At 53.5% G+C, this 16,271-nt stretch carries 12 protein-coding genes, 5 pseudogenes and 1 riboswitch; of the genes and pseudogenes, 10 read left to right on the top strand and 7 right to left on the bottom strand.

Features of this window, described 5'->3' with window-relative positions; translation table 11 throughout:
* Positions 1-83 precede the first annotated feature (83 nt).
* Both OMP38_RS33005 and OMP38_RS33000 read left to right on the top strand, forming a co-directional pair.
* Positions 84-1,205, top strand: a complete 1,122-nt coding sequence (locus OMP38_RS33005; RefSeq protein ID WP_277568814.1) for an ABC transporter permease — start codon at positions 84-86, stop codon at positions 1,203-1,205.
* Positions 1,205-1,886, top strand: a pseudogene (locus tag OMP38_RS33000) (ABC transporter ATP-binding protein). The gene OMP38_RS33005 and the pseudogene OMP38_RS33000 overlap by 1 nt, the downstream one beginning before the upstream one ends.
* Before the next feature lie 105 nt (positions 1,887-1,991).
* On the opposite strand, the gene OMP38_RS32995 reads toward OMP38_RS33000, so the two are convergent.
* Positions 1,992-2,915, bottom strand: a complete 924-nt coding sequence (locus OMP38_RS32995; protein WP_277568813.1) for a phytanoyl-CoA dioxygenase family protein — start codon at positions 2,913-2,915, stop codon at positions 1,992-1,994.
* Between the two features lie 155 nt (positions 2,916-3,070).
* Between OMP38_RS32995 and OMP38_RS32990 the strand changes: the two genes are divergently transcribed.
* From OMP38_RS32990 to OMP38_RS32975, 4 genes and pseudogenes are all read left to right on the top strand, one after another.
* Positions 3,071-3,997, top strand: coding sequence for a helix-turn-helix domain-containing protein (locus OMP38_RS32990; RefSeq protein WP_277568812.1), 927 nt, complete (start codon positions 3,071-3,073; stop codon positions 3,995-3,997).
* A pseudogene (locus OMP38_RS32985) lies at positions 3,994-4,933 on the top strand (helix-turn-helix transcriptional regulator); the annotation flags it as partial. The gene OMP38_RS32990 and the pseudogene OMP38_RS32985, both read left to right, overlap by 4 nt.
* 466 nt (positions 4,934-5,399) lie before the next feature.
* Positions 5,400-5,570, top strand: a complete 171-nt coding sequence (locus OMP38_RS35370) for a hypothetical protein (RefSeq protein WP_338130728.1) — start codon at positions 5,400-5,402, stop codon at positions 5,568-5,570.
* Between the two features lie 190 nt (positions 5,571-5,760).
* On the top strand, positions 5,761-7,500 hold the full coding sequence (locus tag OMP38_RS32975; RefSeq protein ID WP_277568811.1) for an ABC-F family ATP-binding cassette domain-containing protein: 1,740 nt from the start codon (positions 5,761-5,763) through the stop codon (positions 7,498-7,500).
* Positions 7,501-7,585: 85 nt separating this feature from the next.
* Here OMP38_RS32975 and OMP38_RS32970 read toward each other — a convergent pair.
* A pseudogene (locus OMP38_RS32970) lies at positions 7,586-8,565 on the bottom strand (helix-turn-helix transcriptional regulator).
* 101 nt (positions 8,566-8,666) lie between these two features.
* On the opposite strand from OMP38_RS32970, the pseudogene OMP38_RS32965 reads away from it, so the two are divergent.
* The 3 genes and pseudogenes from OMP38_RS32965 (at position 8,667) to OMP38_RS32955 (ending at position 10,177) form a co-directional block, all read left to right on the top strand.
* Positions 8,667-9,090, top strand: a pseudogene (locus OMP38_RS32965) (DoxX family protein).
* A gap of 116 nt (positions 9,091-9,206) precedes the next feature.
* Positions 9,207-9,686: a GyrI-like domain-containing protein gene (locus OMP38_RS32960; protein ID WP_277568810.1), complete on the top strand. Its 480-nt coding sequence runs from the start codon at positions 9,207-9,209 to the stop codon at positions 9,684-9,686.
* A 23-nt stretch (positions 9,687-9,709) separates the two neighbouring features.
* Positions 9,710-10,177, top strand: a complete 468-nt coding sequence (locus OMP38_RS32955) for a phage tail protein (RefSeq protein WP_277568809.1) — start codon at positions 9,710-9,712, stop codon at positions 10,175-10,177.
* Positions 10,178-10,263: 86 nt separating this feature from the next.
* On the opposite strand, the gene OMP38_RS32950 is transcribed toward OMP38_RS32955, so the two are convergent.
* The 3 genes from OMP38_RS32950 to OMP38_RS32940 all read right to left on the bottom strand — a co-directional run bounded on the left by OMP38_RS32950 (position 10,264) and on the right by OMP38_RS32940 (position 12,944).
* A complete protein-coding gene (locus tag OMP38_RS32950) occupies positions 10,264-11,136 on the bottom strand; it encodes a putative bifunctional diguanylate cyclase/phosphodiesterase (protein ID WP_277568808.1) in 873 nt (290 codons plus the stop codon).
* Positions 11,024-12,145, bottom strand: a complete 1,122-nt coding sequence (locus OMP38_RS32945; RefSeq protein ID WP_277568807.1) for a diguanylate cyclase domain-containing protein — start codon at positions 12,143-12,145, stop codon at positions 11,024-11,026. The genes OMP38_RS32950 and OMP38_RS32945 overlap by 113 nt, the downstream gene beginning before the upstream one ends.
* A gap of 154 nt (positions 12,146-12,299) precedes the next feature.
* Positions 12,300-12,944, bottom strand: a complete 645-nt coding sequence (locus OMP38_RS32940; RefSeq protein ID WP_277568806.1) for a hypothetical protein — start codon at positions 12,942-12,944, stop codon at positions 12,300-12,302.
* Between the two features lie 91 nt (positions 12,945-13,035).
* A riboswitch (cyclic di-GMP riboswitch) is annotated at positions 13,036-13,120 on the bottom strand.
* 211 nt (positions 13,121-13,331) lie between these two features.
* On the opposite strand from OMP38_RS32940, the pseudogene OMP38_RS32935 reads away from it, so the two are divergent.
* Positions 13,332-14,196, top strand: a pseudogene (locus OMP38_RS32935) (NAD-dependent epimerase/dehydratase family protein).
* An 87-nt stretch (positions 14,197-14,283) separates the two neighbouring features.
* Here OMP38_RS32935 and OMP38_RS32930 read toward each other — a convergent pair.
* Complete coding sequence (locus OMP38_RS32930) at positions 14,284-15,066, bottom strand: hypothetical protein (protein WP_277568805.1); 783 nt, start codon at positions 15,064-15,066, stop codon at positions 14,284-14,286.
* A gap of 130 nt (positions 15,067-15,196) precedes the next feature.
* The gene (locus tag OMP38_RS32925; protein ID WP_277568804.1) at positions 15,197-16,183 is read right to left on the bottom strand and encodes a dihydroorotate dehydrogenase; all 987 of its coding nucleotides are present in this window, start codon (positions 16,181-16,183) and stop codon (positions 15,197-15,199) included.
* Positions 16,184-16,271 lie beyond the last annotated feature (88 nt).

Here is a 16,271-nt window from a genome sequence, read left to right as displayed (position 1 = left end):
ATGGTGTTTAATATTCGAAGGGACGATACCGAGGCGCCGAAAATGACACATGTGTCATAAATTTATAAGGGAGGTACGAGATCATGTTTTTAGCCATCAGAGAGTTCGCTCACAGTAAAATGCGATTTTTCATGATTACCGTTATTTTCGTGCTTACGGCATGGCTGGTTTTCATTTTGTCCGGGTTAGGCAATGGACTATCTACGCTCGCAGCCTCGACGTTTAAAAACATGGATGCCGATTATGTCGTCTTCGAACAAGGGTCGCAATCTTCCATGAGCAAGTCGTTATTATCCGAACAGTTGGCAGGGCAGGCCGGACAATTGCCGAACGTAAAAGCGGCGTCGCCGATGGGCACTTCGATGGCCACCGCCCTGAAGGGGGAGAGCGGCAGGAATGAGGATAAGGTAGATATCGCGATTATCGGCATTATCCCGGGAAGTTTCTTAGAGCCGAGAGTCGTTGAGGGACAAGGATTGTCACCCGATCAACCCGCAGGCGTCATTGTCAATACGACTTTGAAGGACAAAGGCTTCCGGCTGGGGGACCGCTTTCAATTGGACGGCTCGACGGAATCCCTGACCATCGTGGGCTTTGTTCAAGATCAGACCTATAATCACGTGGCATCTGTATTTGCTCCTTTATCGGAGTGGAGGAAAATCGCTTTCGCGGCTCCCGGGTCGGACAAAGGAATTTCCAATCCGGTCAACGCCGTTATGCTGCAAGGCAAACATATTCGCCCTGGCGACATTGAAGCCAGCCTATCGCGTACGGATACCGTAACCCGCGCGGCTGCCGTACAAGGCCTGCCAGGCTATAAAGAAGAAAATGGCTCCATTATGATGATGCTTGCCTTTTTGCTGACGATATCCGCATTCGTGCTCGGCGTGTTCTTCTACGTGATGACGATGCAAAAATCGAACGCATTCGGAATCATGAAAGCCATCGGAGCAACGAACGGATTTCTCGGCCGAGCGATCGTATCGCAAGTATTCGTATTGTCCTTAAGCAGTATTGTGGTCGGGATATTGCTCACTTATGCTACGGCGGCGGTCATGCCTATAGAAATGCCGTTTCAGCTGAACCCGGCTCTTGTCATTCTATATTCGATTATTCTTCTCGCTATCGCGTTGCTCAGTTCGTTGATCTCCGTTCGCAAAATGACCAAAATAGATCCGCTGCAAGCGCTAGGGAGGGTCGAATAATGCCAAAAGGATTGCATATCCAACATGTCACGAAATATTACGGCGAGGGCATGAACCGATTGACGGCGCTCGATCGTGTGTCTATTGAAGTGGAACCGGGCGAATTTGTGGCTGTGGTCGGCCCATCCGGTTCTGGCAAGAGCACTTTCCTGTCCGTAGCAGGCGCGCTTCTTCAAGCATCGGAAGGGGGAGGTTGAGGTAAATGGCCATTCGATCTCCCGGCTATCGGCGCGGGAATTGTCCGCCGTCCGTTTGAAGGAGATCGGCTTTATTATGCAGACATCGAATCTTGTGCCTTATCTGAACGTACTGGACCAACTGCTTGTCGTGAAAAGGATGGGCGGAAAAGTAACGACTGCGGACAAAGCGCTTGCCCGACAGTTGTTGGACGGCCTGGGACTTGGTTCGAAGCTGAAAAGCCTCCCGGAAAGTCTGTCCGGCGGCGAAAAACAACGGGTTGCGATCGCTCGGGCGTTGGTCAATAATCCAAGCGTGATATTGGCCGACGAACCGACTGCGAGTCTGGATACCAAGCGTGCCTATGAGGTGGTCAAATTGATCGCGCAAGAAGTAAAGTCGCGTCAAAAGGCCGCGATCATGGTTACCCATGACGAACGCATGCTTGAACATTGCGACAAGGTGTACCATATGGAAGACGGGATCTTGTCTCTTGCCCAGTAGCGCTTGAATAAGCGGATCTATCTGAAAAGCTAAGGCCATCCCGCCAAGGATGGCCTTATTATTTGCCGTTGCAGGTCGCGCGGAGAACCGTACGGCCCCTCCGGATCAATCCCGCCAATACGCCAGATGCGGATAACGGAACGTATCCGCCTTCGTACGCTCGCCGAGGGCAAGGTCGCCTTCGGGATTGTAGACGAACGGCTCCTCGCCTTGCGCATAAGGGGCGGCGGCCCGGCGATCGAGACACTCGAGCAGCATCTGCTGCTTCAGTCCGAGGTACTCGCGCGTATGCGGTCCGTAGTTCCATTCGATCTCGCCCGGGCGGAATTCGTAATAGACCGTGCGGCGCAGCGGATTGCCGTCTCCCGCCGGAGAACCGTGCAGCACCGTGATGTCGTGGAAAATGGCGTCGCCCGCCTCCAGGGGAACCGGGATCGCGTCCTCCGTGCTGAACCGCTCGGCGCCGTCCCGTTGAATCCGCGCTTGGCATGCCTCGATCGACCACTTGTTGCTGCCGGGGATGACCCATAGACAGGTGGCGAGGTCCGCCGGATCCAAGTAGAAGTCGACGTTAAAAATGGGGCGGGGATCCGTGCAGCCGGCCGGAACTTCCGCGTCGCGGTGCCACGGTACGACGATGCCTTCGCCCGGCATCTTGAGCACCATCGAGTCCCAGGTCGGGATGAAGCTGCGACCCTGCAGCTTCTCGACCGAGCGCAGAATAAAAGGATGACCGAGGAGCGCCTTCATCGGATCGCTCTTGTCGATGACATACTCAATGCGGCGCAGGACGTTGCGGCCGGTTTTGCCGCCTTTGCCGTACATATAGTCCGGGTCGTCCTGGACGCCGGCGACGCCTTTGGCCACCTGCTTTTCCATCTCGGCTTGAACGGTCCGAAGCTCTTCCCCCTGAAGCGCCCCTTTAATGACGAGGAATCCGTTATCCAGGAAAAAACGGGCCTGCTCCTCCGTAATGCAGTCTTGCGTACGCGCGTCGGCGTAGCGCATATCTATCTGCGGCTTGCTCATCGAATCGTCTCCTTTTTTTCGCTTTTTTTGCGTCTCGCGGGCGTGCTCTCGAGTAAGATTGTATCGAAAAAGAGATCCGAAGTATTTGGTCCGGACATGGATTCTTGTTGCCAAAATCACTTTCCGATACGATAGAGGGAAAGGAGGCATTGGCTATGATCGATGAGGACATAGAACGACCGGACGCGGACCGTCAGTCGCCGGGCGATACGACTTCGGACCTGCCGGACTTCCCTTATCCGCCCTATATCACGTTGGCGCATATGTTCGATGCGCCTAAGGGGTGGTCGATCCGCAACCGGACGATGGGGCAGTACGTGCTTCAATATGTAGTGGAAGGGAGGGCGGATTACCCGGTCGGCGGGCATGCGTATCCTACCGTTAAAGGCGACCTGCTGTTCCACCGCCCTGGCGAGCCGCATTCGATCCTCACCCTGGAGGGAGAGCCTTATGTGTGCCTCTCCTTCGTGTTCCACTTCGGGGAAAGCGAATTCCCGGTACGCCGGCTGTTCGGAGACGCGCACCTGCTCGGCAACTACGCGGGTACCGAGCTCGAGAAAAAACTGAATCGGCTCGTACACCTGTATCGGCAGCCGGGGCTGTCCTCGCAGCTGCAAGCACAAGGCCTGCTGCTCGAGGTGCTCGGAGAGGCGGCTGCAGGGCTGAATACGACGCGGGACGACTCCGCAGTGGAGGCTCGAACGAAGGCTAAACTTCTGCTGCTGCAAAATTACATCCGCGAGCATTTCGCCGAGAATGTCCAGCACGGCGACCTGGAACGGATCGCGGGGCTTAGCCGCAACTACATCATCGTGCAATTCAGGCGGCAGTTCGGTCTGACCCCGATGCAATATTTGACCTGGGTGCGCATCCAGAAGGCGAGAGAGCTGGCGCTCCAGACGAACCTGTCGGTCAGCGAGATCGCTGGACAAGTCGGATACGCCGACGTTCATACGTTCGGCAAAATGTTCAAGAAAAAAACGGGAACGAGTCTGTCCCAGTTTTGTTCGGCGCTCGTCAGCCCCACAGATCGCGATATATTAGACGAAAGTAGGCGTGGCAAAGGAAGTGGACGACGATGAATAAAACCGAGCGATTGTTGGCCATCGTCATCGAGCTGCAGCGAAAAGGGGTGCTGCGCGCCGAAGATTTGGCCGGCCGGTTCGAGACGAGCGTCCGCACGATTTACCGCGACATGCAAGCGCTTAGCGAGATGGGCGTTCCGGTGGCAGGCGCGCCGGGCGTAGGCTACTCCCTGATGGAGGGCTACTTTCTTCCCCCGGTAAGCTTCAAGGCGGAGGAAGCGACCGCGTTGCTCATAGGCGCGGACTTCGTTGCCATGAGGCTGGACGCGGAGTACGGCTCGAGCGCCCGCAGCTCGCAGGAGAAGATCGAGGCCATTTTACCGGAGAGCGTGCGCGAGGAGACAGCCCGGTTGCGATCGGCGATTCGGCTGCTGAACGATAGAACGGCGAGAACGCGCGGGGAGGAGAAGAATACGTTCGAACAGCTGCGCCGGGCGATCGTGCAGAAGCGCAAGATTCGTTTCAACTATGCCAAAAACCTGCCGGGACCGGATGGCAATCGCCACAGCGAGCGTACGGCCGACCCTTACGGACTCGTTTTTTCCCAGGGGGGCTTGGGTGCTTACCGCGTTCTGCGATCTGAGGCGCGACATTCGCCACTTCCGTCTGTCCCGCATGAATGCGCTCAGGATACTCGAAGCATCGTTTGAAGTCCTTCCCGGCTTTAACCTTCAGGAGCGCCGACACGTGGACAACCGGAACGTCATCGTGCGGATGCTGGTCGATCCGGCTGTCGCGGACCTCGTTCAGGGATCGGACAACTTCTATATGGAGACGTTCGAGCCGGGGGAGGAAGGCTGGCTGGCGACGTTCCGCGTGCGGCAGGTCGAGGAGCTGCTTCAGTGGACGCTCGGCTGGGGCGCGGCGGTGCGCGTGCTGGAGCCTGAATCGCTGCGGGATCGCATGCGCGCGGAAATCGAAAACATGCGAAAAAAGGTACTGACAACCTTGTGTCAGGAGCCTTGTTGTATGCTGAAGCCAACTCAGTTCAAAGGAGAGGTTTCGGCAATGGATACGAAGGAAACGCTGCGTAAATTCGAGGTTACCGTGAACGGCTATATTCGGGATTTGGAGGGCTTCAGCCTCGAACAGCTGCTATGGAAGCCGGCAGAAGAGGAATGGTCGCTTGGCCAGATGCATATGCATTTGATCGGCTCCGCGCAATTTATGCAATTGCGGAATGTAGCGCTGTGCCTTGCGCCGAATGACGATCCGGCCGGTTCTCCTGCGGGAAAGACCATGCAGGCGGAGGAAATGTTCAAGGCGGGAAGCTTTCCGCCGGAACGCATTCAAGTTCCCCCCATCGCCGCAGTACACGCCGCCGCAGCCGGACAGCAAGGAACAAATCGTAGCCGGGCTGCGCGATACGGTGAGCCGGATGACCGAGATCGAGCCGAGGGTGGCGGCCGCTAAGGACGCAGCATTCGAACTCGCGCAAAATACGGTTGCTCACCCGCGACTCGGCGGCTTGAATGCGCTCGAGTGGTTCCAACTGGTCGAGATGCATTACCGCCACCATCTGCTGCAGAAGAAGCGGCTGGTCGACGCTTGGAGGCAAGCGTATGCATGAGGTTGTGCAAGCGTAAAGCGCTAAAATCTCCGGGCAAAGCTGCCCGGAGATTTTTTGATCCCCAAGGAGGGGATGCAATTGCGATTGATGTTGGTTGTGATCAGTGTTACGCTAACAACGGCAAACGCAACCGCTATGTTTTGAATGCATCTGCCCATCGTCTCTATTTCATATAAAGAAAGGTAATACGATGATCAAAGTCGATAAACTATCTTTTTCCTTTCCGCAAAAAGAACTGTATCAGAACATTTCATTTACGCTGCAAGAGGGACAACACTGCGCTTTTATCGGAACAAGCGGCAACGGGAAAAGTACATTGATAGACATGCTGACGGATCCGGAAAAATATATGTTCGAAGGCCTGTTAGAGATTGACCCGACTTGCAAAATGGGGCTTGTCAGTCAATTCTCGCAAATCGATCAAACGAAAGAAACAACCGTTTTCGAGTATCTAGGGGAAGAATTCAATAAGATCCAAAATGAAATCACGGCGATTTGTATGGAAATGGAATCCTCCTCGGATATGGATTCGTTATTAGAAAAGTATCAACTCGCTTTAGACGCATTAGATTCAATCGGCGGCGATGATTTTGAAAGCAGCATCAATAAGAAACTAAATCTAGCCAACCTCATGAACCTCAAAGATCATCGGGTATCCGACCTGAGCGGCGGGGAATTCAAACTTATCCAAGTGATGAAGGAAATGCTTCGTCGTCCGGACGTCCTGATTATGGACGAGCCGGATGTATTTTTGGACTTTGACAACCTCAATGCGCTTAAAAACCTGATTAATGCTCACAAAGGCACGCTGCTGGTCGTTACGCACAACCGATATCTGTTGAATCATTGCTTCGACAAGATCCTGCACCTTGAAAACACGGAGATCCAGGAGTTTGACGGGCGGTATATGGATTATAACTTCTCCTTGCTTCAGACGAAAGTGGAGTTGCAAGAACTCGCAGTCGCCGAGGCCGAAGAAAGCGAGAGAAACGAGAAAGTCATCCAAAATCTGCGCGTGATTGCGACTTATAATTCAGAAGCCTCCAGAGGCAGAGCTTTAAAAGCGCGGGTTAGGTTTCAAGAGAGATTGGAAGCGCGCAGAATTAAAGCGCCGTTCGTTGAATTGAAGCAGCCGGCGATCCGTTTCGATCTGGATCATGAACTTGAAGATCGCACCGTTATACAGGTCAGCAATTACAGGGTTGCCTTTGATGAACTGCTCTTAGAACAGGTTAACTTCGAGATCAAATCTACGGATAAAGTAGCCATCATCGGCGCAAACGGTACCGGGAAAACGACGTTGCTCCGGGATATCTTCAAAAACAACCATGATTCAATTGAAATCAACGCTGATGTTAAAGCGGCTTACTTATCTCAGAATCAAGGCGAAGTGCTAACGGATTCGAACACGATATTAGAGGAATTCATCGAGGCCGGATTTAAAACTTACGATGAGATTAGGTCCTATCTTTCAAACTATGGCTTTGAAGGAGAAATCGTTAATCAAAAGATAGCCTCTTTATCCGGCGGAGAGAAAAATTTGCTTCAAATCGCTAAAGTAGCTGCCAGTAAAGCAAACGTATTGCTTCTTGACGAACCGACCAGCCATTTAGACACCTATACGCAAGTCGCGCTGGAGAAAGCCATTGAAGGCTATAAAGGCGCGATTCTCATGATTTCCCATGATTTCTATTCGGTTGTAAACGGGATGGATTATGTGTTAATCGTTGAAGATAAGACGATCAGAAAAATGAGCATGCGAAAATTTAAGCAGATGATTTATGCCAGCCATTTTGATCGGGATTATCTGGAAAATGAGGAAAAGAAAAAATCGGTTGAAATGAAAATAGAATCGGCTTTGAAAGATACGGATTTTGAACTTGCAAAAGGATGGGTCGATGAGCTGGAAGAGCTGATTAAGCTGCTTTAACTTACGACCCCCCTGATTAAAATAAGAGCGCCACAAGGGAATCCTTCGGGGTTCCCTTGTTCGCTTTGGGGGGCCTGCCTGCTCTTCATTTCTCTGGCGTATTGCTCCCCAACACATCCAATCTCTCCTGCAATCCCTCCACGACTTCCTTCGGGATCTCCGTGACCTTGATATCCGCACCCAAGAAAAGCAGCCAATTCGTGATCTCGGTCAATTCCTCCGGATGATGGACATGGAGGAACGTCTTTAAGATCGCCGTGGTCTGATAAGGATTCGTATAGGAAATCGTCATTTTTAAAGGATGGTACTTTTTTGAACTGGGCAATCGCCTTGGGACCAAGCTCCACGACGAGGTTGACGGCTTCTTCCTGTTTGCGTAGTTGTTCTGCCATCTTCTTCGGGCTTAATCTTTTTTTCCCGGGATAAGGTTTGACATCGACGAGATAGTCGACGGGAATAATCAGCCGTTTCTCCTCTTCCAGGTCGAAGCCTTCGATTTGCCAAGCGCTTTTTTCGCGATACAGGCGCATGAGATAGATGGGATAAGACTTGACTTCCCTCCCTTCTTCGACCGAAGCCATTAAGTAGCGGTCTTGAAGAAGGATCCGGATGAGCAGCTCTAACATCGGATGGGGCAGGTCCGATAGGTCGAGCAGGTCCGGATTATGAGGGTTAGTGCCCTCGAAGAGCAGGATTTGATTCAACAGAACAAGATCGTCCTGCTGATTCTGCGAGATGAGACCGAGCAATTTTTCGGCTAAAGAGTGGCGGCTCTTGAGATAAGGGAGCTGCAGATTGCGCGTGGCCATGAAGGCGATAAAAAAGCGCCTTAATCTCATTGTCGGTAAAGCGGACCGTGGGCAGGACGGAGTTGCTCATCACGAAGTAGCCCCCGTCTCTGCCGACTTCGGCGACCAGCGGCATGCCCATCGCTTCGATCTCCCGGATGTCCCGGATTGCCGTCGAGCGGGAGATGTTGAACTCATTCATGATTTCCGAGATAGTAAAGTGGGCGCGGTTGTTGATGTACCGCATGATGACGTTAATCCGTTCAACTTTTCTCATGGGGGCCTCTAAACAGTATCATATTTTGACATGATTAATCGTTATTATAAGCTCATCAAGAGAAAAAACAAGAAGTAAACGAAACCACAGGAGGAATGGATATGAGTACGATGACCGGAAATGAGAAAATCGCGAAGGTTGAAGCCCCTCCAATCGGAAGAACGGCCGCTTATTGGATCGTCACCGTCATTCTCGCATTTTCTATCGCGTTAAGCGGGATCGGGCAATTGATGCGGTATGGCGGCAACGTCGATCTGGTCACCGCTATCGGCTTCCCGTTATACATCACGAACATCCTCGGGACGTGGAAATTGCTTGGCATCATCGCGATCCTCATCCCGGGCTTCCCCCCGGCTGAAGGAATGGGCGTATAGCGGCATCTTCTTCCTCATGACGGGCGCGTCCTTGTCTCATATGTTCGCCCACGATTACGGGGACGGCGGATTCCACGTGATTCTCCCGCTCTTTTATGCCGCGCTTGCCATCGCCTCCTGGGCGCTGCGTCCGAAAAGCCGCAAACTTTAAAAGGCCGCGCGTTAAACGTAGCAGATTTTGACACGATTTATGGTTATGATAGACCTATCAAGCGAAGAAACGCATCCAATCGACAATCGAACATTTAAAAAAAGGGAGCTGGAATCATGGCAACGTATACCTTCGAGGAAAAAGACAGCTTTATCGTGCTTGGGATCGGAACGGAACTGAAGAGCGACTACACGGATTATGCCGGCATAAATAAGGAGAAAGAAAGCTTCTGGAGATCCGTGGAGCAGGACGGAAGGCTCGACACGTTAAAGGCGGTCGCCGCGAACGACTACATCTTTGCCGTCAACGAAGCGGTCAATCATAAGATGATGTATTACGCCGGCGTTATGACGGACGCATCGGTACCGGAAGAGCACAGAGTGATCCAGTTCCCTAAGGGACCATACCTCGTCGTTAGAGGCGAAGGGAAGTCGGCCGACGAGCTCGGCAGCATGCTGACGGGCATTGCCTTCGGTCAAGCCCTGCCGGCAGCCGACAAATACGCCTATGTGGGCGGGCCCAATACGACGGTCGAGATGGGGCAGCGGGACGGCCTCGTCTATGGCGAGATGTGGGTTCCGGTCGTCGAAAAGTAAAAGAGATCAGAGGAGGAATGAAGATGCCCGCTATCGTCGATTATAAAAACGTATCTACCGCCGGATTGGAATCTTCGCCGGTCGCAGAAGCGCTGGCCGGTCTGCGCGCGAACGAGGCCCGTTACTTCATGAACAAATACAAGCATGAATTCGCGGTCGTACCCGCCGGCGAAAGCCGGGAGACGCTGGATTATGTGGAACGGATTTTGAAAGAAGAACGCGGTATTGCGTTTGCGGCCCGACCGCTGGAAACGTCGCGTTTTCAAGTCGAAAATATCGACTGGGCGTTCGTCTTCTATGAGGACGGCCTGGCGGTCAACGTGCTGTATACGCTGGACGATCCGAAGAAGCGGGCCGTTGGGTTTAAGCTGTCCGAGGGCATGGAAGTGCCTCGGGAGCTGGAAGAGAAGAAGTTCAAATTCGCCAGGCAGAAGTCCAAGCTGGCCGGTACCATCCGAGGTTCGTTCTTCGTCATTAAAGGCGAATATTGAAGCGTGCAAGCCATCGCGATTCCAAGGGCCATCCGGCTGAAGGATGGCCCTTTGGAAACCAGCGCAACCCGGTGGATCGGGAAAAACTATTCGTCTGAATTTAAATACACGTTGCGAAATAGCAGTTCCACTTCGTTGTGCGGCAGCGGCTTGCTGAAGTAATAACCCTGTCCGATTTTGCAGCGGCAGGCCATCAAGGCTTGCGCTTGTTGCTTGTTTTCAACGCCTTCAGCCACGATATTCAATTGCAAGTGGTTCCCCATATCGACGATCGTTCTAATGATCGCCTCGTCTTTAGGGCTGAGGGCGATGTCGTCTACAAAGGATTTGTCGACCTTTAAGGTATCGATCGGCAGGTGCTTCAGATAGCTTAGGGAAGAATACCCGGTTCCGAAGTCGTCAATCGAGATATGAACGCCGAGCTGTTTCAACTCGCTCAAAATGACCAAAGACTCCTTGACGTTCTGCATAATGCTTTCCGTGAGTTCAATTTCCAGACATTCCGGATCGAGACCGGAGAGCTGCAGGGTGCGCGCAACATGGCTCACCATGTTTTTATCCCTAAACTGGCGTGACGAGAAATTGACGGCGATGCCGAGCTTGGCATATCCGCGCTCATGCCATTGCTTCATTTGTCTGCACGCTTCTTCGAGAACCCATTTTCCGAGGGGTACGATCAGACCCGTCTCCTCGGCTACCGGTATGAATTCAAGAGGCGGCACCAGTCCGCGTTCAGGATGCTGCCAACGGACGAGCGCTTCCAGCCCGGTAATTTCACCTGAACATAGATCGACCTTCGGCTGATAGTGAATGATAAACTCGCCTTTATCGAGCGCCTTCCGGAGGTCATTTTCGATATTCAGTTTGCTTGCGTTGGCGCCGTCCTGGGCCGAATCGTAAAATCGATAACAATTGCCCCCTTCCTGCTTGGCATTGTACATCGCGATATCGGCGTACATGACCAGGGTTCCCTGATCCTCCGCGTCGTCCGGGTACACGCTGATGCCGATGCTGGGAGACGTAAAAAAGCTCCCTTTGGTTTAAAAGGAACGGCGCCGACAGACCTTCAATGATCTGCTCGGCAATCTCGCGGGCTTCCTCCCGGCCTTCAACCTCCGCGATGACGCAAAATTCGTCCCCGCCATGCCGATAGAGAACGCTGTTAAGGCCGAGAATGGAAGTTAATCGTTCCGACACTTGCCATAGAAACAAATCGCCAATGTTGTGCCCGAGCGAATCGTTGATAAACTTAAACCGGTCCAGATCGATGAATAGAACGCCCAACCTGGCGCCGTTGTGACCGGCCGCCGCTAGTTGCTCGGAGAGCCGGTCATGAAGACGCGCTCTGTTAGGCAATCCGGTCAGCAGATCGTTATAGGCCAAGCGTTGGATTTTCTCATCCGCCAGCTTGCGAGCGGTGATGTCCTGCGCTACGGACAACAACGCGCTTTTGCCGTTATAATTAAAGGTTGTCACTGCCGATTCAATATATATCGTTCGGCCATCCAGCCGATTGACCTTGTATTCAGTCGGTTTGGTCGCGTTCCCATTTTCCCTCGCCAACTGACTGCGCAGCAGAATCTGGTCCCAATGATCTTTATGTATGATCTCTAGCAACGGCATGTTTGCGATGTCATCGAGCGAGGCTGCGCCGAACAGCTTCAACCCTGCTTTATTCACGTACACCATGTTCCCTTCTTGAATGACGGTCACCGCGCTTGGCGATATTTCCACGAGCTCGCGATACCGTTCTTCGCTTTTTCCGAGCTCTTCGTTCTTATCCCGTAACCGCACGAGCAACTTTCCGTTATCCGCGGTCATTAATAGTTGCCGAACCAATATGAACAGGATCACGGTAAACAGCCCCATTTCAAGCGGGGATATGCCATCGCGATCTTGCAGGAAGACAAAGATCAACAAGAGCGTAATCGCGCTTGCATAGGGAAGAAAATCATACTTGGATTCCATCGGCAGAGAGGCATCCTGTTCCTTGCAGTCGGATGCCGAATGCCGTCTCGCATATACGGCAGCCAACCCTACCAGGAGAACGGCAACCGTCCATAAGTGGTCGTTCCAATTGCCGGGCTGGTATTGTCCGGTCGCGATCAGAAAATTATTCACGCTATCGGCGACGATCTGGAGCGTGAATCCGGCGGCCAGGAGGAGCATGGTTTTTTTTATGCAGGCTGATTTTAGAATGATAGTAAAGGCTTATCGTCGCAAGGAGAACGCCGAGATCCAGGATGGGGTAGGAAAGAGAAGTGATGAGTGCCGGCATCGATCGTTCGTTCGATTCCAGGATCGGCTTAATCAGGAATTGAAAGCTTAGCGATGATGCGACAACCATAAAAATGACCGTATTAAAAATAAAACGGATTCTCGTTACTTTTCGAATCAAAGTCAAGTGATATAGCGCTGCGATTAAATTCAGGCCATACTGCATGAGCCAGAAGAAGTCCGACGCGCTCGGGTAGGACATCGCTTCATCGGAGAATAGCAAATCATAGAACCAGGTGCCTTGAGCGACAATAAAGCATAGCATGCCGATACCGTACAGCAGCCAGGTATATCTCGATTTATCGGTCAAGCGAAGGGAGGTACGGAGCGTCCAGGCGAAGGCAAAACCTGCTCCGATAACGGGGAATAGCGTTATGCCGACACTTTTCAGCAGTCTATGGTCGTGAAAAGCAGCGGTCCAGGCAAAGAAAATAACGATGAAGGCCACAGTAAAATAGACATGCATGCTGGATCTGTACCGTTCGCGCATATCGTTCACTCCACGGGTGAGTCATTCATAGCTGAAATTAAAAGTCATTCCCGCAAAGTAAGAAGGGTTGCTTTTGGCAAGAATTCAAACTTCCGGCAACTCAGCCGCCATAGGCATTCACCTTTAGGCCTGCAGCTTTGCGTCCTGGCCTTTCGGCCAGTTTGCCTCTATCGAAGGTTATACGGTTCAATTATACTACGATTTGTCGAATTGTGACAGATCATGAATCGAGATACGAAGCTATCCCAGAAACGTCGTGGCGGAATGCCACATAGAGCCTCATAATTGTTTACTGGATAAACAAAGTCTGATAATCTAGTCAAGCAGACCTTCGAATAGACCGCCAATAGAAAGCTAGCGCATTCGAGACACGGAGGGAACCGATCCATGGCGAACCAAGGAAAAAAAGTCGTCGTTACCGGCGGCAGCGGGATGTTGGGAAGTTGGGTAGTCAAGCATTTCGTCGAGCAAGGCTATGAGGTGCTGAACGTCGATACGAGACAGCCCGAAGAACCGGTCAGTCCGACGCTGATCGTGAATCTGGAAGACTTGGGCCAGACCTACGGCGCGCTGGCCGGCGCGGACGCGGTCGTCCATCTGGCGGCTATTCCGAGAGCGGGCATGGTGCCTCCCGAAGCCACGTTCCGCAATAACGTGATGTCCACGTACAACGTGTTGGAAGCGGCTTCAGGGCTCGGCATCAAGAAGGCGGTCATCGCCTCCAGCGAGTCGTCATACGGCATCTGCTTCGCCGTTCATCCTTTTGGTCCGCAATACGTGCCGATGGATGAGGCGCATCCGCAGCTTCCGCAGGACAGCTATGGCTTGTCCAAGGTCGTGGGCGAGCTGACTGCGGATATGTTCCACCGCCGTTCCGGGATTCAGGTCGTCTCCCTGCGGCTCGGCAACGTCATTCCGCCGGAATGGTACGAGCGCTTCCCCCTCTTGGATGCATAACCCCGAGGAGCGGGAGCGGATTTTGTGGAGCTACATCGACACCCGCGACGCCGCGGAAGCCTGCCGCTTGGCGATCGAAGCGGAGGGCCTGGGCTCCGTGGCGCTCAATCTCGGTTCGGACGAGACAAGCATGGATGTGCCCAGCCGCGAACTGATGGCCGCGCGTTACCCGGAGGTGACGGAATTCCGCGCGCCCCTGGAAGGCTATGAAGCGTTGTTGAACAGCGAGAAGGCGATGAAACTGCTCGGCTGGAAGCCGAAGTACAGGTGGCGCGAGCAGCTAGGCAAGTCCTAAGCGGAGAAGGCGCGCCTTGGGCGATCTTCCTGCCGGCGACGATCATGGGGCAAGCTCCGACAGCTTGTCCCTGCCAGCATAAGCTCCTCAATCCTTGCCATGCATATACGGATACAACAAAATCAATCCGGCGACATAAAGCGCGAAGGCAAACCAAGCGGGCAGCAAATGGATGAAGTCGGTGTAGCCGATCCCGTAATGGACGCTTAGACCGGCGAAAAAAGCGGGCATGCCGCCGAAGAGGAGGGTTCTCCACAGCCAGCTTTGTCCGCGTTGAATCCCCCACAAAGCCGTAATTAACAGCACGACGGCGTCTGAGAATAATGCGCCGCCAAAGCCTGCGCGGTCGTGGGCGATGAGCGGAACGAGCCGGGAATTGAAGGCGTTCAGCTCTGCGGAAGTCACCTGCATGAACGTTAAGTCCGTCGGCACGAATACGCGCGTCACGCCGATTGCGGCAATCGTCAGACCGCCGATGGCTAAAGACACGCCCAGCACGACAAAACAGAACTGTCCCCACATCGCTCGTTTCCAAATTCGATCGTTAACTAAACTAACGGATCCCCGGTATGGCCGGTCCGGGTTCCTTCTCAGCGACAGAAGAAACAGCGGCAATAGGATGATGGCCGCCGCGGCGTGCAAGGGATCGAAGAAGCCATAGCCCAGATAGAGAAAGAAGCTTGGAAAGCCGACCATGCAAGAGGCTGCAACAGCCGTTTTGGCCCAATGCAATCCGTCGCGCAATCCATGCTTGGCCAGCTGGTAATAAAGTATGCCAATGGAGACCATCGTCCCGCTTAAGGTGATGCGGTCGTGGGACATAAAGTGGAGCAAGTGCGCGTTGAAGGCAAGGAGCTCGTCCCGTTTCATCTGAAGGAAGCTCAGGTCGTAAGGAAGAAGCACGCTCGATAATGCGATCATCCAAGCCATGAACCCACCGACGATCATGCCGATCCCCAGCAGACACATCCAGCCCCAATGCCTCCAGAAGGATGGCGTTTCAGGTTTGGCGGCGCTTTTTTACCTTGTCGTGAATAACCGCGTCGTTAATTCTCTTAGGCAGGCCGGGCCCGGCGAAAATAAATCCGCTGCCCAGAAGCACGGCATCCGCGCCGTTCTGCAGCAGAAGCGTCGCATCCTGAGGCTCGTGGACGCCGGCGGCGACTTTGACGATCCAAGTTGCAGGGCCGAGCTGCCGCACGAGCCGAAGCGTCTCGAGGCCCGAGGATTGCACGCAAAGCCCTTGGACCGCGGCCCCGCCTTCCACAGACTGCTCTCCCCCGACCACGACGCCGTCCCAGGCATAACAATCCAAATGCTGCAGCAGATTACGAAGTTGATCCTCCGATAAGTCAGGCGGCAGGTATAAAAAAAGCGAGCCATTTATTTTCAAAGAATCGGTCATTCGGTTCAGTATGCGATAACACGAAGGAGAGTCCCAATTAAAGGATGCGGTATCTACATAAAAACCCGCGACGCCAACCGCCGCCAGCTGGTCGATCAGGTGAACCAACTGGGTAACGGCTTCATCGTCGGAAGCCCCGGGCATTGGCGCGATCCGTATGTACTTGGGCAGATCGTGTCCTGCATTCGCGAGTTTTGGCAGGACGGCTGCCAGGCCTTCGTTTTCGAGCGGCTCGGGAAAACGAATCCGCTCTTGCTTCGCATCGAGTCCGAGCGGTTCGCGGGATTCGATCGGGTGCACGGTGACCGGACCGATCTCCACGAAGCCGAAGCCAAGCCTGGCAAGCCCGCGTTGGGCCGTCCCGAGCGGATCGATCGTGCCGGATAAGCCTACCGGCGTCGCCGACCATCCCGTCTCGAGCAAAGCGGAAGGCTCCTGGTGGCCTAGCGTCTTAATGAGGAACGCGCCGCCTGGCATGCGTCCGACAGCCCCGAAGGCATGGAGCGTGATTCGCCGCGCGGTTCGAGCCGGAAGACGGAACAGCAGCGGGCGAAACAAGGTTTGATAAGACCAATCCGGCACGTATCGCGGTCTCCTTTTGACGGACAACTTTGATCCAATCATACCATGGATTAGCCCTAATATAAGAACGGGGGCCGCAGGGCCGCCG

Origin of the sequence: Cohnella ginsengisoli (assembly GCF_029525555.1) — a bacterium.
Lineage (GTDB): Bacteria > Bacillota > Bacilli > Paenibacillales > Paenibacillaceae > Cohnella > Cohnella ginsengisoli.
Note: the sequence above shows the minus strand (reverse complement) of the source record. Positions and strands in the feature narration are given on the sequence as shown.

Excerpts from the sequence above, each read along its gene's own strand:
- OMP38_RS32995 (WP_277568813.1), bottom strand. The coding sequence starts at position 2,915 with ATGAGCAAGCCGCAGATAGATATGCGCTACGCCGACGCGCGTACGCAA.
- OMP38_RS32930 (WP_277568805.1), bottom strand. The coding sequence starts at position 15,066 with ATGAAACGGGACGAGCTCCTTGCCTTCAACGCGCACTTGCTCCACTTT.
- OMP38_RS32990 (WP_277568812.1), top strand. The coding sequence starts at position 3,071 with ATGATCGATGAGGACATAGAACGACCGGACGCGGACCGTCAGTCGCCG.
- OMP38_RS33005 (WP_277568814.1), top strand. The coding sequence starts at position 84 with ATGTTTTTAGCCATCAGAGAGTTCGCTCACAGTAAAATGCGATTTTTC.
- OMP38_RS32945 (WP_277568807.1), bottom strand. The coding sequence starts at position 12,145 with ATGGAATCCAAGTATGATTTTCTTCCCTATGCAAGCGCGATTACGCTC.
- OMP38_RS32960 (WP_277568810.1), top strand. The coding sequence starts at position 9,207 with ATGGCAACGTATACCTTCGAGGAAAAAGACAGCTTTATCGTGCTTGGG.
- OMP38_RS32975 (WP_277568811.1), top strand. The coding sequence starts at position 5,761 with ATGATCAAAGTCGATAAACTATCTTTTTCCTTTCCGCAAAAAGAACTG.
- OMP38_RS32940 (WP_277568806.1), bottom strand. The coding sequence starts at position 12,944 with ATGCGCGAACGGTACAGATCCAGCATGCATGTCTATTTTACTGTGGCC.
- OMP38_RS32955 (WP_277568809.1), top strand. The coding sequence starts at position 9,710 with ATGCCCGCTATCGTCGATTATAAAAACGTATCTACCGCCGGATTGGAA.
- OMP38_RS32950 (WP_277568808.1), bottom strand. The coding sequence starts at position 11,136 with ATGTACGCCGATATCGCGATGTACAATGCCAAGCAGGAAGGGGGCAAT.